This is a genomic window from Curtobacterium sp. USHLN213, assembly GCF_037144815.1.
In the GTDB taxonomy this organism is placed as follows: Bacteria; Actinomycetota; Actinomycetes; order Actinomycetales; family Microbacteriaceae; genus Curtobacterium.
This window is the reverse complement of sequence record NZ_JBBCYQ010000003.1, coordinates 94,454-109,294: the sequence shown is the minus strand read 5'-3', so window position 1 is coordinate 109,294 and position 14,841 is coordinate 94,454. Positions and strand designations below refer to the sequence as shown.

Annotated in this window: 16 protein-coding genes; 10 read left to right on the top strand and 6 right to left on the bottom strand. The window is 67.4% G+C overall.

The window, feature by feature from the left end; all coding sequences use genetic code 11:
- The first annotated feature begins 7 nt into the window (after positions 1-7).
- Positions 8-595 (top strand): AAA family ATPase, encoded by a 588-nt coding sequence (locus WFH25_RS05105; protein WP_187290482.1) that lies wholly within the window; start codon positions 8-10, stop codon positions 593-595.
- Positions 596-645: 50 nt separating this feature from the next.
- On the opposite strand, the gene WFH25_RS05100 is transcribed toward WFH25_RS05105, so the two are convergent.
- The 3 genes from WFH25_RS05100 to WFH25_RS05090 form a co-directional block, all read right to left on the bottom strand.
- Positions 646-1,815 carry a permease gene (locus WFH25_RS05100; RefSeq protein WP_281264291.1) on the bottom strand — a complete coding sequence of 390 codons (1,170 nt, stop codon included), beginning with the start codon at positions 1,813-1,815 and terminating at the stop codon, positions 646-648.
- 130 nt (positions 1,816-1,945) lie between these two features.
- Entirely contained in the window at positions 1,946-2,560 is a 615-nt protein-coding gene (locus WFH25_RS05095; RefSeq protein ID WP_281264292.1) for a DUF305 domain-containing protein, read from the bottom strand.
- 111 nt (positions 2,561-2,671) lie between these two features.
- On the bottom strand, positions 2,672-3,142 hold the full coding sequence (locus WFH25_RS05090; RefSeq protein WP_281264293.1) for a hypothetical protein: 471 nt from the start codon (positions 3,140-3,142) through the stop codon (positions 2,672-2,674).
- Between the two features lie 279 nt (positions 3,143-3,421).
- Here WFH25_RS05090 and WFH25_RS05085 point away from each other — a divergent pair, with 279 nt between their 5' ends.
- The 6 genes from WFH25_RS05085 (at position 3,422) to eno (ending at position 7,542) form a co-directional block, all read left to right on the top strand.
- Positions 3,422-3,928: a universal stress protein gene (locus WFH25_RS05085; protein WP_281264294.1), complete on the top strand. Its 507-nt coding sequence runs from the start codon at positions 3,422-3,424 to the stop codon at positions 3,926-3,928.
- Between the two features lie 11 nt (positions 3,929-3,939).
- On the top strand, positions 3,940-4,671 hold the full coding sequence (locus tag WFH25_RS05080; RefSeq protein ID WP_281264295.1) for a 2,3-diphosphoglycerate-dependent phosphoglycerate mutase: 732 nt from the start codon (positions 3,940-3,942) through the stop codon (positions 4,669-4,671).
- Positions 4,668-5,171: a fluoride efflux transporter FluC gene (locus WFH25_RS05075; RefSeq protein WP_031261894.1), complete on the top strand. Its 504-nt coding sequence runs from the start codon at positions 4,668-4,670 to the stop codon at positions 5,169-5,171. Before WFH25_RS05080 ends, WFH25_RS05075 begins: the two co-directional genes overlap by 4 nt.
- Positions 5,168-5,539 (top strand): fluoride efflux transporter FluC, encoded by a 372-nt coding sequence (locus WFH25_RS05070; RefSeq protein WP_022906549.1) that lies wholly within the window; start codon positions 5,168-5,170, stop codon positions 5,537-5,539. The genes WFH25_RS05075 and WFH25_RS05070 overlap by 4 nt, the downstream gene beginning before the upstream one ends.
- A 47-nt stretch (positions 5,540-5,586) precedes the next feature.
- Complete coding sequence (locus tag WFH25_RS05065) at positions 5,587-6,072, top strand: inorganic diphosphatase (protein WP_144759151.1); 486 nt, start codon at positions 5,587-5,589, stop codon at positions 6,070-6,072.
- Positions 6,073-6,207: 135 nt separating this feature from the next.
- Complete coding sequence (gene eno / locus WFH25_RS05060; RefSeq protein WP_022906550.1) at positions 6,208-7,542, top strand: phosphopyruvate hydratase; 1,335 nt, start codon at positions 6,208-6,210, stop codon at positions 7,540-7,542.
- Here the strand turns inward: eno and WFH25_RS05055 are convergent.
- A complete protein-coding gene (locus WFH25_RS05055) occupies positions 7,527-8,453 on the bottom strand; it encodes a LysR family transcriptional regulator (protein ID WP_281264296.1) in 927 nt (308 codons plus the stop codon). The two genes, eno and WFH25_RS05055, sit on opposite strands and share 16 nt — an antisense overlap.
- A 70-nt stretch (positions 8,454-8,523) precedes the next feature.
- Here WFH25_RS05055 and WFH25_RS05050 point away from each other — a divergent pair, with 70 nt between their 5' ends.
- On the top strand, positions 8,524-9,681 hold the full coding sequence (locus WFH25_RS05050; RefSeq protein ID WP_281264297.1) for a TDT family transporter: 1,158 nt from the start codon (positions 8,524-8,526) through the stop codon (positions 9,679-9,681).
- Positions 9,682-10,848: 1,167 nt separating this feature from the next.
- Here the strand turns inward: WFH25_RS05050 and WFH25_RS05045 are convergent.
- Entirely contained in the window at positions 10,849-11,904 is a 1,056-nt protein-coding gene (locus tag WFH25_RS05045; protein ID WP_281264298.1) for a hypothetical protein, read from the bottom strand.
- Positions 11,905-12,396: 492 nt separating this feature from the next.
- The gene (locus WFH25_RS05040) at positions 12,397-13,083 is read right to left on the bottom strand and encodes a hypothetical protein (RefSeq protein ID WP_289469968.1); all 687 of its coding nucleotides are present in this window, start codon (positions 13,081-13,083) and stop codon (positions 12,397-12,399) included.
- Between the two features lie 804 nt (positions 13,084-13,887).
- Here WFH25_RS05040 and WFH25_RS05035 point away from each other — a divergent pair.
- The gene (locus tag WFH25_RS05035; protein ID WP_144759133.1) at positions 13,888-14,400 is read left to right on the top strand and encodes a hypothetical protein; all 513 of its coding nucleotides are present in this window, start codon (positions 13,888-13,890) and stop codon (positions 14,398-14,400) included.
- Positions 14,397-14,813 (top strand): hypothetical protein, encoded by a 417-nt coding sequence (locus tag WFH25_RS05030; protein ID WP_144759130.1) that lies wholly within the window; start codon positions 14,397-14,399, stop codon positions 14,811-14,813. Before WFH25_RS05035 ends, WFH25_RS05030 begins: the two co-directional genes overlap by 4 nt.
- Positions 14,814-14,841: the final 28 nt, after the last annotated feature.

The window sequence follows — 14,841 nt, the reverse complement described above, 5'->3', positions numbered from 1 at the left end:
GTCCAGCGTGCGTATCCACGTCGCTGGTGCTGCGCGTCCGCGAGCGATAGACAAGGAGCTACGGCCGCCGAAGGAGTTGTCGATGCTGGTTCAGGTTTGTGGTCTTCCTGGTGCAGGGAAGTCGACGCTGTCTGCTGCTATCGCGGAGCTGATGCCCTCGCTGACGCTCCGCGTCGACGCGATCGAGGGCGCGATGTGGAAGTACCAAATCCCACGCGAGCAGTCCGGTATCGCTGCGTACTCGATCATGCATGCCATCGCGGTACCGAACCTCCGTCGCGGTCAGGTGGTCATCGCGGACGCGGTGAGCGGCGTTGAACCTGCTCGGGCAGGGTGGGTGTCCACGGCTGATGCCGCCGGGGTGCCGCTGCGCGTGATCGAGGTCGTGTGTGCCGACGTCGACGAACACCGCCGCCGCGTGGAACAGCGTGCGAACGACCTGCCCGGGTTCACGTTGCCGACGTGGGACGAGGTACAGCGCACCGCCGACGAGTACGAGCCCCGCACGGACGATCGGCTCATCACCGACAGCACCCGCCCTCTCGAAGAGACGGTTCGCCAGGCACTCGACTACCTCGAACTCCACGCCCGGTAGGCGATCGGCTACCGGACGGCGGAGGTGGGGGGCGCGGTCCTACGGAATGGTCAGGTGTGCGAGTGGCCGTGGCTGTTCTCCTCGGGTGCGTCGCTCATCATGCGGAGCATCGACCAGGAACCGCTGCGGATGAACACGACCAGCAGGAACGCGGCGATCAGGAGGAACACGATGTTGAGCCAGGTGGTGTAGTTCCAGCTGATTGTGGTCGCGACGATGCTCAGGTGCCGGTTCGTGGGAATCAGGCCCAGCGGAGTGAACAGCAGCTCGACGGCCCACCCGGCGAGGACCATGGCGCCGTAGAAGATGCCGGTGATCCGGAGGGCGGCCTTCCAGCCGTAGTACTTCCGGTAGATGACGATGATCGGGATGATGATCAGGTCGGCGAAGATGAAGCTGATCACGCCGCCGAAGCTGATCCCACCGTTCCAGAGCACTGCAGCCAGGGGCACGTTACCGACGGAGCAGACGAAGCTCACCATCGCCAGGATCGGTCCGATGATTGGGTCGATGATGAACGCGAGCGTGGGGTGCCCTTCGAGGAAGATCGCTTGCAGCCAGGCTTTCGGCACCCACGCGTCGAATGCGCCGGCGATGAGCAGACCGATGATGACGTCGCGGATGACGGATGCCCAGTCCATGACGAAGTACTGCGACACACTTGTCAGCCCCGGCTTCGAGAACAGTCGCCGCCAAAACCCCTGGTTGCCCTGCACGGACATGTCCATCGCCGCGTGGCCCTCCATCGATCCGGCAAGGCCCTTGTCGGCTTGCTCGCGGGCGGCGTCGAGGATCTTGCCACGCATCCAGAGTCGGAAACCGAGGGCGATGAGGATGATCATGATTGGGCCGCCGATGAACTCCGCGAGGGTGAACTGCCAGCCCATCACGAACGCCAGGATCAGGCCGAGTTCGACGACGAGGTTCGTCGATGCGACCTCGAACGCCATCGCGGATGACAGGCTCGCGCCTTTCCGGAACAGGGCTCGTGCGAGTGCGACTGCGGCGTAGGAGCAGGACGATGACAGGGCGCCGAGTCCGGTCGCGACGCTGATCGCGCGAGGCGAGTCGTCGTGCATGAGCTTCATGATCCGGTCCGTGCGGACGACGGCTTGGATGATACCGGACAGGGTGAAGCCGAGGATGAGGGGCCAGAGGATCTCCCACCCCATGGAGCCAGCGGCTGCGAGGGCGTCGCCGAGCGCGTTGAGGATGAACATGTACACCTACTTCGTTGCGGTGCGGGAAGAGTGTCCCGCAGCGTCGTGAGAATGAGGGAGACCGGACCGGGTCGGACCGGACCGGTTGCGCGCCGAGGAGGCGGTCAAGCCTGCCGCGGCGCGCGCCGGGTCACTTGGATGCGAGCATGTCCTGCATCTGGGTGATCTGCTCGGTCTGGCTCTGCACGATCGACTTCGCGAGTGCGACCGCGTCTGCGTTCTTGCCCTTGGTGACTTCGGTTTTCGCCATGTCGACGGCGCTGGTGTGGTGCTGGATCATCTGCTCGAGGTAGAGCTGCCCGGCGTCCCGCGGGGACGCGTTCTGGAGGTCCTGCATGTCGGAGTCGGACATCATCCCCGACATCGCAGAGTGGTTCATCCCAGACATGCTCGGCATCTGGGTCGGTTTGTTCCACGCCTTCAGCCAGCCGGTCATTTCCATGATCTCGGGGACCTGTTCGGCCTTGATCTGCTTCGCCAGCGTCCCGACGTCGGCCTGCACGCCGGAGCCCTTCGCGAGGAGCATGTCGCTCATCTCGATGGCCTGCTGGTGGTGGGGCAGCATCTGCTGCGTGAACTTGACGTCCTGATCGTTGTGCGACGCCGCGGAGGTGGATTTCGACGACGAGGATTCCGACGACGACGTCTCTGGGCTGCTGGTGTTGTTGGTGGAGCAGCCCGCGAGAGTGAGCCCGATGGCCAGGGCTGCGGCGGCCGCGAGAGCGCGCATGGTGGTGGTCTGCATGGTGGATTCCGTTTCCGTGGATGCGTCAGATGGGTGCGGGCAGGCGACTGCCTGCCCGGGTTCTGGGCATGCGGGTGCTGCCGGAGGGTGGGAGGACCCGCCGGGGTGGAATCAGACTCGGATGATCTGCAATGCCGATAGTGACGGCGGCCGCGGCGCCGCGACACGGCGTGCCACGTGGGCTGCGAGGGCGAGCAGCCGCGCGAGGAGATGCAGCACCCCGCCACTCCGGGCGCGGAGCAGCACCCACGCGAACAGGGCGATCGTCAGCATGCACGCCATCCCCATCAGCGAGCACATCAGCGCACACAAGCCACCATCGCAGCCGGCATCGCTCAGGACGTTCTTCACCGCAACCGCGGGAACCACGTCTTGAGCATGACCGGTGGCCGCGGTGTGACTGGTGGCAGCGGCCGGGTGGTGCTCCATCGCGGCGGTGGGAGCTGTCATCGGATGCTCAGGGTCGGCGGTGTGCCCGGCCATGGTGTGCATCAGGACCGTGAACCCGACCAGCAGCAGCAACGCCATCGTCGCCGTGACCTGCAACAGCAGTCGGCGACGCGGAGACGTGGTGATGATCATCTGGTTTCAGTGGGTCGGAGAGCGTCAGCCGTGCGAGGCGACAGGTGACCGTCATGATACCCCCAAGGGGTACCCGCCGTCCGAGGATCGTGGAGGGCAGCAGCCAGCACAGGTATCGAGGTGCGGAAGATTGTCGGTGCAGGCATGGGGTGGTGGGTGCATACTTGTGGGGTCTTCGGACCCGGCAGTGGGGCTTGCCGGACCCAACCTCGACAATCGTCGACAACAGTCCCTATCTCAGCTGGTCGCGCTTTTGCGCGCCTGAGGTAGGGATATGTCATGGTCGAGTCGAACACTGCCGGTGTTGTCGTCGTCGGTGTGCAGCCAGGGCAGGCGCACGACGTCGTCGGTGTCGCGGCTGCCGTCGCTGAACGCTTCAGCGCCCGCCTGGTGTGTGTGGTCATCGATCCGGCGCTGCTGTCGACGGGGTTCCGTGCGGATGGGTCGGAGATCATCGAACCGATTGACCCGGACACGGCGGACAGCGACCCGCAGCAGCTCCCCGACGAAGACGTGCGGGTCATTCAGGAGCTCGCTGCAGCGCGATTAGTGGACGTGGAAGTTGCCTTCCGGGTCGGGGATCCGGGTCGCGCACTCGCTGCGGTGGCTGAGGAACGTGATGCGGTGATGATCGTCGTCGGATCGCAGACCGGCCGACGCCGGGTGACGGAACTGCTCAATGGGTCTGTCGCCGCGCACTTGACCCATCAGCAGCACCGGCCGGTGTTGGTCGTCCCGCATGACCCGGTTGGTGCCACCGTGGTCCGGCCGTCGGATGCCCCGTGACGGGCACGCTGATGCTTCTGCGGCATGGGGAGAGCACCGCGAACGAAGCCGGCACTTTCACCGGGCTCCTCGACGTCCCGCTCACGCCTCACGGTGAAGAGCAAGCGGCAGCGGCGGGGCAGCTTCTTCGGTCGAAGCACATCACGCCGGACGTCGTGGTCACCTCCACATTGCGCCGAGCCGTCCGCACCGCCGAACTGGTCTGCGACGCCCTCGGGACACAGATGCCCACAGAAGCGGTGTGGCAGTTCAACGAACGCAACTACGGTGCTCTGACCGGGATGACGAAGACCGACGCCCGTCGGATGCTCGGTGACGACAAGTACTTGCGGCTCCGCAGGTCCCGTACCGGCGCGCCGCCACCGATGTCGCTGCAGCTGTGGGAGGAACTGCGGTCAAGTTCCGCGCTGCGCGGCCTGCCCGACGGCGCTCTCCGACGCACCGAGGCCCTCTCGGACGTCATCGAGCGGGTCCGCCCCGTCCTGCACGACCGGCTCCTGCCGATGCTGCGGGCAGGGCGGAGCGTCCTCGTCGTCGCGCACGGGAACTCGCTCCGTGCGTTGTGCGCATGCATTGGCGACCTCACCGGCCCGGAGCTCGAGCAGCTGAACCTGCCGACCGGGCAACCCGTGCAGTACCACCTCGCCCCGACGGGTGCTCTCGTCCCGCGGGGTGGGGCGTTCCTGGATCCGACAGCAGCACAGCACGCCGCGGCGTTGGTCGCGGCAGAAGGCGGAACATGACCACCCGAACGGACACCCCGATGCCCGACGACCAGCTCCCCTCCGACCCGGACGTCGACGTCTCCGACCCCGCAGCGACCATGCGGCCGGTGCATCTGCGGTGGCGGTACGTCGGCCTCGTCGCAGTCGGTGGGGCCGCTGGTACTGCCCTCCGTGACGTCATCAGCATCGTGCTTCCTGCCGATGGCGGGGTGAGTTGGTCGATCTTCTGGATCAACATCACCGGCGCGTTGGCCCTCGGTGTGCTGTTGGAAGCGCTCGCGCACCGCGGGCCCGATGCCGGCCGCCGGAGGGTGCTGCGGCTGCTCCTCGGGACCGGGGTCCTCGGCGGGTTCACCACCTACAGCACCCTCGCCGAGTCCACCGCCGCCCTGTTCCTCGACGGGCACGGACTCGCCGGCACCGGGTACGCGCTCCTGACCGTCCTGTCCGGCGCGATCGCGACCGCCTGCGGTCTCGTCGTCGCCGGCTGGTTCCGACCCCGAACGGAGGACGCATGAACGCCGCGCTCATCCTCGCCGTCGCCGTCGCCGGCGGTGCCGGCGCTGCCGGCCGGTTCCTCCTCGACGGGGTGATCAACACCGGCCGGGAGTTCCGGCTCCCCGTCGGCACGTTGACGATCAACGTAACCGGGTCGCTGCTGCTGGGGATCATCGTCGGTGCCGCCACCCACCTCGGTGCGGTGCCGGTCGCGGTCCTCGGCACCGGGGTGATGGGCGGCTACACCACGTTCAGCACCGCCAGCTTCGAAACCGTCCGCCTCGCCCGCAGCGGCCGGATCACCGCCGCCGCGATCAACGTTCTCGGGATGCTCGTCGTCTCCGTCGCCGCCGCGACCGCCGGCATTCTCCTCGGCGGCACCCTGTGACCACCCCGCCCACTGACCACACACCCGCTCCAGAACCGGAGGCGCTGATGCTGTTCGACGTCACGATCGAGATTCCCCGCGGCAGCGGCAACAAGTACGAAGTCGACCACACCACCGGCCGGATCCGGCTCGACCGGGCGGTGTTCACCAGCATGGTGTTCCCCCAGGACTACGGCTCCATCGACAACACCCTCGGCGAGGACGGCGACCCCCTCGACGCCCTCGTGCTCCTACCCCGTCCCACGTTCCCTGGCGTCGTCATCACGGTCCGGCCGGTCGGGATGCTGCGCATGGTCGACGAGAACGGCGGCGACGACAAGATCCTCACCGTCCCCGCTGGCGACGACCGCTTCGCGCAGCTGCAGGACATCACCGATGTGCCGGAGCCCACGCTGGCGGAGATCGAGCACTTCTTCGCCCACTACAAGGAGATCGAGCACGGTAAGCACGTCACCACCAACGGGTGGGCCGACCGTGCTGCTGCCGAAGCCGTCATCCGCACCGCACAGGAAGCCCACACCCGACACCCGTGACCCACGGGTCCACAGACTGCCGCGGGGAGGCACTGGCGCTGAGTGATCGCCAGGAGGTCGTCCCTCCGCCTCCCCGCGGCTTCCCCGCAACCACCCGCCAGCTCGACGCATGACCCGAACCGAAGGAGCGTCACCATGAACGACTACATCAGCGGCATCCACCACCACGGAGCACATCAGGGCGAGTACGTCACCCACCACGACCACCCCGTCACCATCGACGCCGTCCACGGCGCCCGCATCCTCGACTCCCGCGGCCACCCGACCGTTCGCGTCTCCCTCGAGCTCGACGACGGCCGCACCGTCACCGGGGACGCCCCCGCGGGCGCATCCACCGGCGCCCACGAAGCCGTCGAGCTCCGCGACGGCGGTTCCAAGTTCGGCGGCCGCGACGTTACTCAGGCGCTCCACCTGATCAACACCGACATCTCAGGGCTCCTCACTGGCCGGTCATGGTCTTCGATCGGGCGGATCGACGCCGCCCTCGCCGAACTCGACGGCACCACCGGGTACCGCCGGCTCGGCGCGAACAGCGTCGTCGCCACCTCGATCGCCGCATCCCGGGCCCTCGCCCACGCCGCGGACCTCCCGCTCTGGCAGTGGATCGCCGAGATCACCGGCTCGACGCCGCGCCTACCGGTCCCGCACTTCAACGTCCTCAACGGCGGCGCGCACGCAGCGAACGCCCTGGACTTCCAGGAGTTCATGATCGCCCCCGTCGATGCCGACTCGATGGCCGACGCCGTCCGCATCGGCGCGGACGTCTACCACGCGCTCGCGGCCCTGGTGCGGGACCGGTTCGGCAGCCTCGGCCTCGGCGACGAGGGTGGCTTCGCACCGTCAATTGCCGCCCCCGAGGAAGCGCTCGACCTGCTCGTCGCCGCGATCCGTGCCGCCGGCTACGAGCCGGGCGTCGATCAGGTGGCGATCGCCCTCGACCCGGCCGCGAACGAGTTCTCCCAGGGCGCCGGCTCCTATCGGATGCTTGACGACAGCCTCGACCGGGACGGGCTGGTCGACTACTACCGGCACCTGGTCGACGCGTATCCGATCCGGAGCGTCGAAGACGGGTTCGCGGAAGACGACCATGAGGGGTTCCGCCGCATGCAGGCAGCGCTCGGAGACCGGATCCAGATCGTCGGCGACGACCTCTACGTCACCGACCCGCAACGGATCCGCGACGGCGGCGAACAGCAGCTGACGAACGCGGCACTGATCAAGCCGAACCAGATCGGCACCGTCTCCCAGACCCTCGGCGCGATCGCCACCGCCACCAGCGTCGGGATGGCCAGCATGGTGTCGCACCGTTCCGGGGAGACCACGGACACGTTCATCGCGGACCTCGTTGTCGGGACCGGCACCGGGCAGATCAAGTCCGGCGCACCCGCCCGCGGGGAACGCGTCGCGAAGTACAACCGGCTCATCGAAATCGCCGAACAGCACCCGGAGCTGCCCTACGGACTGATCTGACCACCGGCGCTCGAGCTGCGGGCGGTGTCTAGGAACGCCGTCACAGCGGGCCCCGGGCGGCCCGTCCAGATTGCGCGCAGCGGCCGGATCAGTGGCGGGCCGAGTAGCGGCACTCGGACGAGGGCACCGTCGGCGAGGTCGGTGTCGACGGTGCGGAGACTCATCACCGCCGGCGCGATGCCGGCCCGCGCGTTGGCGCGGATGATGCCGGTCGTCTCCAGCACGGCCGCTGGGGCGACCAGGCGGAGCCCAGCACGGTCGAGCCACGCTTCGACCGTGGCGCGGGTGCCGGACCCTTCCTCGCGGAGCAGCAGTGGCGTCTCCGCGAGGTCATCCGCGGTGATGCCTGAAGCGCTTGCCCACGGGTGGTGCGGGGCGACGACGACCACGAGTTCGTCCTCGTCGACCACCAGCGAGGACAGGTCAGGTGGCGCAGCAGGTGTCTCCGTGAATCCGACGTCGGCAGCGCCGGAACGGACGAGGTCGGTCACGTCGGCGGAGTTCCCCGCGATCAAGCGCACCGACGCATCCGGCGCGGCAGCACGGTGGGTGAGCAACCACCCGGGGAGCAGGAGTTCGGCGATCGTCTGCGACGCTGCAACGACGAGGGATCCCGCGGGTTCTCGAAGCGCGGCGACGCCTGCTTCGAGCCGCCGGGATGCCTCCAGCACCGGGACGGCCAGACCGAGCACCACTCGGCCGGCGTCGGTCAGCGCGGTCCCTGATGCCGTCCGGTGCGCCAGCGGCTGACCGATTGCCTGTTCCGCGGCACGCAAGCGTGCCGACACCGCCTGCTGTGTCACCCCCAACACGTCGGCCGCGCGGGTCAACGAACCGGTCTCCGCGACGCGGACGAGGACCTCGAGGGTGTCGAGGTCCAGAGTCCGGTCCGTCAGCCGCCGCAGTGCCACAAGCAGCCATTGTGCCCTGCCAACGAGTTCGCCGTTCCCGAACCATGGGGCACACGCGCACGATGGGTGCATGTCCGCTCACCTCGCCCACGCACCCACGACGTCCGAGCATGGTGTGCGCGACCGGCGGTTGTTCCGAGAGTTGGAACGGCCGGGCCTGATCGTGTCGAACCTGACTCCGAACTGGTTCGCGTCGATCATGGGCACCGGGATCGTCGCCGTCGCGGCAGCGTCGCTGCCGCTGCAGTTCCCGGGGCTCCGGACTGCGGCGACGGTCGTCTGGGCGATCGCGGCGGTCCTGCTCGTCGCCCTCACCATCGCGACGGTCCTGCACTGGATCCGCTACCGGAGCACAGCGGCAAAGCACCACCTGCACCCGGTGATCTCGCACTTCTACGGGGCACCGCCGATGGCGTTCCTCACCGTCGGCGCCGGAACGATCCTCCTCGGCAAGGACTGGATCGGCCTCCCCGCCGCTGTCACCATCGACTGGGTCCTCTGGACCGTCGGCACCGTCGGCGGACTGCTCACTGCGGTCCTCGTGCCGTACCTGGCGTTCACCCGCCACGAGAACGGACCCGACTCCGCGTTCGGCGGTTGGCTGATGCCGATCGTCCCGCCGATGGTGTCGGCCTCCACCGGCGCACTCCTGCTGCCGTACGCGCCCGCCGGGCAAGCACGCGAGACCCTCCTGTGGTCCTGCTACGGCTTCTTCGGCCTCAGCCTCATCACGTCCCTGGTCGTGATCACGTTGATCTGGAACCGGCTCGCGCAGCACAAGGTCGGTGCCGCAGGCATGGTCCCGACTTTGTGGATCGTGCTCGGACCGGTCGGGCAGTCGATCACCGCAGTGAACCTCCTCGCCTCGAACGCCCCCACCGTCGTCGACGCCTCCACCGCCCACGCACTGCTGGTCGTGGCGTTGGTGTACGGGTTCGCGATGCTCGGCTTCGCGCTGCTGTGGACCGTCATCGCCCTTGCCATCACCATCCGGACCGCCCGCGAGCACCTGCCGTTCAGCCTGACGTGGTGGTCGTTCACGTTCCCCGTCGGGACCTGCGTCACCGGCCTGAACGGCCTGGCCCTGCACTCCGGACTCACTGTCGTCGCCGTGCTCGCGGTCGTCTACTACGCCGGCCTCGTCGCCGCATGGATCACCGTCGCCGTCCGCACGTTCCACGGCTCCGTCATCCGCGGCACACTCCTCGCACCACCACAGCCGGCGTGAGCACGCCGGACGAATTCGCGGATGAGGTCGCGGACGTTCGATCGCTGAACGCCCTCGCGGAGACATGGCGCACCGCACCCGACGGTGCGCGGCGCTTCGTCCCGAGTTTCGACCCACGATCCGGCGGCACGTCCAGCCGAGTGCTGGTCCTCATGCAGTCACCCGGCCCCCAGACGATCGCCGCAGCGCACGCGGCGGTCTGCAGCGAGGACAACCCGGGGCCGACCGCGGCCGCGTATCGCGCAGCCCGCATCGAGTCCGGACTCGCACGCAAGGAGTACCTTCGCTGGAACCTCATCCCGTGGGAGCTCCCCGGGCGCATACGACCTGCGGACATCGACGAGGGACGACATGCCCTGAGCGTTCTCCTCAAGGCGCTCCCCTCCGTCGAAGCGATTGTCACGTACGGGAGCATCGCTCTCGACGGAGTCATGCGGTACCTCACCTTGGACGAGCACGCCCGACTCGTCCCCGTCATCGCGGCACCACACCCCTCGCCCGCCAACGGCCGCCACCGCTCGGAACAACACCGACGTTCCGTTCAGGCACTCCGACTCGCCGCACGGATGCGTCGAATGTAGCGAGGCTTCAGCTGCCTCCACTGGCAAGGCACGAGTGACCGATAGCCGGTCGTCGACCGGCCGGCTGCGGACCGCCGCTCGATCGAGGGTTCGAGTGTCGCATATAGATGGTCCGCTTTGATTCTCTCAAGGCTGCCCCATACGAACGCTTCTGGCCGGCGGGCGCAGCGCGTCTGCTCGGCATTCAGAGGCCGAGGTCGTAGCGGCGCAGCGACGGACTCCAGGCGCCCGCGGACTCCTTTGATCGCGGGGCTCCCGTCGTGGCTGGTTCAATCTGTGCGGAGGAGAAGCCGATTGCTGTGTCGTCGAGGTCAGGCCTGTCGGCGCGGTCACTCCGAGTGGTTCGTTGTCGTGCTGAGGCGCCTTTTCGTCGCCCGACGGTCGCCAACCGAGGCCTGGTCGACTGAGGTGACGCGTCACGGGCTCGAGGCGACGTGCCACACCCCGTCGTTGGTCTCAACGAGTCCCGGCACGGGCGCGGGGTCCGCGGTTCGGCAGTTGTCGCACGAGACGCCGGCGCAATCTGGGGCGCCCACAGTCGTGGGTGACACTTCCGATGCTTGAAGCGTGCTGTCGTACGGGCCTGTCACGAAGGAAGATGGTGGATGAGGTCGTAGTGGACGTCGGTGCGGAAGTGGATTCGGCTGCGGAGCTGGTTGGCGAGGTCAGTTTCGTGGTAGCCGCGCATGAGAGTGGCTACGGTGATGGTGTCGTCGGTGATGCCGCCGGCGGAGAAGTTCGACGTCGCGAAGATGGTCTCGTCCTCGGGGACAGCGACGGTGAACTTCGGTCGCGCCCTCCCATCCCTTGGTGGGACGGCGGGCGTGAATCCCAGCGCGGCCATGTCGGGCATGTTGCGGGTGAACGCCACCCGTGTTCGTCCGGTTCCGACGTCGTCTTTCCGGCCGAGATACGAAAGGCCAGGGAACGGGGTCATCGCCGCCCAGGCGCCGGAGACGAGTGCGCCGGCGTCGATGAGGAGGCGCGCTTGTTCTTTGACGGTACCGGGGTGGTGCCAGCTGGTGGCGGTACCACCGGGCCCGTTGTAGGTCATCGCCCAGTCGGCGAGGGCGAACATGTCGACCGCTTCCCATCCGATGTCGACGTGCCGAACGGTGTCGCCGAGAACGCTGAGCGCGTCACCGACCCGTCCAACGCTCATCCCCGTGTGGGCCGCGATCTGATCGATACGGCCGCTGGCAACAGGGAGGGTGCGTGCGACGGCGAACACCGCGTACCGGTCACTTCGGAGCTCTTGGAACGCAGGCTCTCCGGCGATCTGCCGGCCGTCCTCCCATACCTGGGAGCCGTCAACGAGCAGCACGTTCGGTGCGGACCGCGCTACTTCGACGAAGGTGCGGCGGTTGACGTACGCCGGTGTCGGCACGAGCAGCAGTTCTGGCTCGTCGTCGAGACTCAGGCCGGGTTGGCGGCGGGGGGATGCGGCTGGTGCGACGCGGGCGCGGCGGCCGTCGGCGAGGCGGATTGTGTCGTGGGTCTCGATCGTGGCGGGCAGGCCCGCGCGTTCGAGGGCGACGAGTTCGCGCGTGATGTCGACCGGCCACGTGGACCAATCCCGCAAGTCGAGGATGTCGGTACGTTGCCGGGCTTGAGACCACCATTCGTCGCTGGCGCTGTGCATCAGATTCCCTTCGAGATCGGATCTGCCGTGCCGGCGACTGTCTCGGATGGAGACCGGCGGGGCTACCTGCGATATGTGCGGAGGTAGCGAGGTCATCGACAACATGCCTCGAGTGACCCCTCGAGGCGAGTCAGCATTCACAACCACGGAGGTCACATCAGATGGCACCCCGGTTCGCGACTTGCGGCGCTCCCAAAGCCCGTCCTGTCCGCGCATAGGAACGGCGCCGCCGATGTCCGGCCGGCTTCAAGAGAGGAACGACCATGATGATTTCCGCCGGAACCGTTGTCGCTGCGAGCAAGGACCATGGGGGAACGAGCAGGACGTTCGTACCCGGAGGGTGTCGTGGCGTCGTCACCAAGGGTGGCGGTTGGCCTCTCCAGGTGCGTTGGGAAGGTCTCGCGTGCGCACAGCCCGCATACCGTGACGAGATCATCTGACGAAGGCCGAGCTCGTGGCGGTCGGCTGACATCGCTCGGCCGACCCCCACCCTCACGCGGCCTGCGACCGGTTCAGCGCGGCGCCGAGGCGTCGCCCGTTGGCGTTGTCGGCTTCGATCGACGCGGAGAAGTCGGCGACCCAGTTCTCGCCGTCCTCGCGGGGCATCCGCATCTCGTTCCCGACGTAGAACGTCGAGTCCGGCAGCGGAACGATGTTGATGATGTAGTAGAGGGACTGTCGAGGGCATCCGATTTCATCAGCGAGCCACCCCAGGCCCACTGTCGCTCGCGATGCCTGTCGGCGCCTTGGGAACGGGCGTCGTCGGCGGCTGCGCTGCTCCTCGGCAAAGGTGCGTGCGTCTTCGATGGGCATCTGGATGGATCGCCCGATCCGTCGCGCGGATGCAGGCAGCGCGCCCTCTGCACTCAGGGCCCACACCCGGCGCAGTGACACGTTCAACTGAGCGGCGAGCCACTCGAGCCCGACTGTCTCGACATCCGGCGGGAACGGTTCGGTGTTCTGTCCGAAGAAGCGCTGCTTGTCCGCACGCCGTTCTGCGATGAGCACGTCGGCGTCAGCGCGAGGGATCCAGAACTTTCCGTCGACCTTGGATGCAGACTCGGGGAGCATGCCCTTGGCGCTCCAGGCGTAAACGGTGCCGAGGGTGACGTCAGCCGCCGCAGCGAGCTCTCGGAGTGACATGGCGCCGTTGCCGGCGGGCTGATTGGTGGGGGACATGTGTTCGCTTCCTCGTGGTGGACGGACAGGCTGTTTGCTGTCCACCCACCTCTATGCGGCGAAAATGTCGGAGTGACCGAGACGGGCTGAGTTGACCTGTGTTTCGGTCCAGTCCAGCGACGGCGAGGCCGGTGTGTCATAGCCGCCGTCCTCAGGGAGGAACCGGGCTGATGGCCCTTGTCGTCGGGGCTCCTGACATGCACCCAGGGTGCCCGGATCGTCGTTCCTGGCGGATAGTGCTTGCCCGTGATGAGCCCTGGAAGTGTCAGAAAAGTCGGTCTGAACTGGGGAAACCTCTCGTGGCTTCCGTGCATGACCGTTGCGGGGAGGTACAGCTATAGACCTTTTAGGGGGTATATAGGTGTGGGGATCTAGGGCCGATCTACTTCTTCTTCTTCTTCTTTGTATCCTCTATACATAAGTCTTCAAGTCAAAGGGCCCTCTACCCCTTCCGATCGGCTTGCCACCGGCGATCTGCGGTGACTTGACGATCCCGTCCACCCGTCGAGCACCGGCAAGTCACCGCTTGCTCGATGACGGCCGGATCGCGCCGGCCCTCGAGAAAGTCGCGTCAACGCCGCGGTTCGCCGCATAGAAGCGTTCGTGATGAACTCAGCCCCCGCCGCGCATTCGGACCTTCGACGCACGGACGCACCGCGTGCGGATGATCAGCACCAGCCCGAATGCTGTCGTCGTTCCGTCCGTACGCACGCATGTCGTGCAATCCGCGCATACATCTCTCGTGAACGGATCAGGATCGACCGGGGCGCCACGCGCGATCACTCCGGCAGCTGTGGACCTCGCATGAGCGGCTACCCCGAGGCCAAGCAGCACCTCGCGGCGGAGACGCTCTCCGTGCTGCAAGCGGGCGGCGGTACGTGGCGAGCCATCTCGTGGGGGCGCCTGCGTTCGACTGTCGATGCGCATTCGTCGTCGCCGACCACCGGCGAGCCGATGCTCATCGAGTACCGCAGTGGGCCCGAGGACGACGCGGAGGTCCGCGTTCGTGCGCAGGTCCTCACGCTTGGTCCCGGCGTCGGGTTGATAGTCGAGCTCGTCACCCCGCAGGAAGGCGCTAGGGAGTACGCGCGCGTTGCGAAGCGAGATGCGCCCGACGAGGTCCGCCGCGTCCACATCCGCGCTGGTTGGACCGCGGTGGTGCGGGCAGGCGAGATCTTCTCACCCGCTGAGGCGACCGCTCTCCTCGGCTGGGCAATGCCGGAAGACGGCCGCCTGCTCGATGCGCTGTGGTCGCTGCAACAACCGCTCGACTACCTCGCCGACATTCGCGCAGGACGGCGTCGGCCGCCGTCGTGACCATCGAGCCGTCGGCCCACACCCTCGTCCACATCAGCGGAGACTGGATGCTGTTCGATGACCCGCGAGCCGCGCTGGCTCAACTGCTCCCGGGCGCCTCGAATCGCGCCGAGCTGATGATTGCCGTCGCACAGAGAGCACAGCACGCCGAACTGGAACACTGGGAGCGCGTGCATCGCCGTCAGGGCACCGCGTCGATGACGGTTGAGGAGCTGGCCATCTACACGGCACCGAAGGGCGAGCGATTCGAATCCGACCTCCCGGAGCAGTGGGTCGGAAAACCGGCCCTCTACCTCACCGTCATGCAGCTGCACGGTGCGCCGTTACCGCTGGGTTCGGTAGAGCGGGTGGGGCCGAGCGACGGGCAGATGCTTCTGATGTTGGAGCGCGCTGGCATTCTCGACGTGATGTGAGCGCGCGAAGAAGCCCTCAACGCGAACT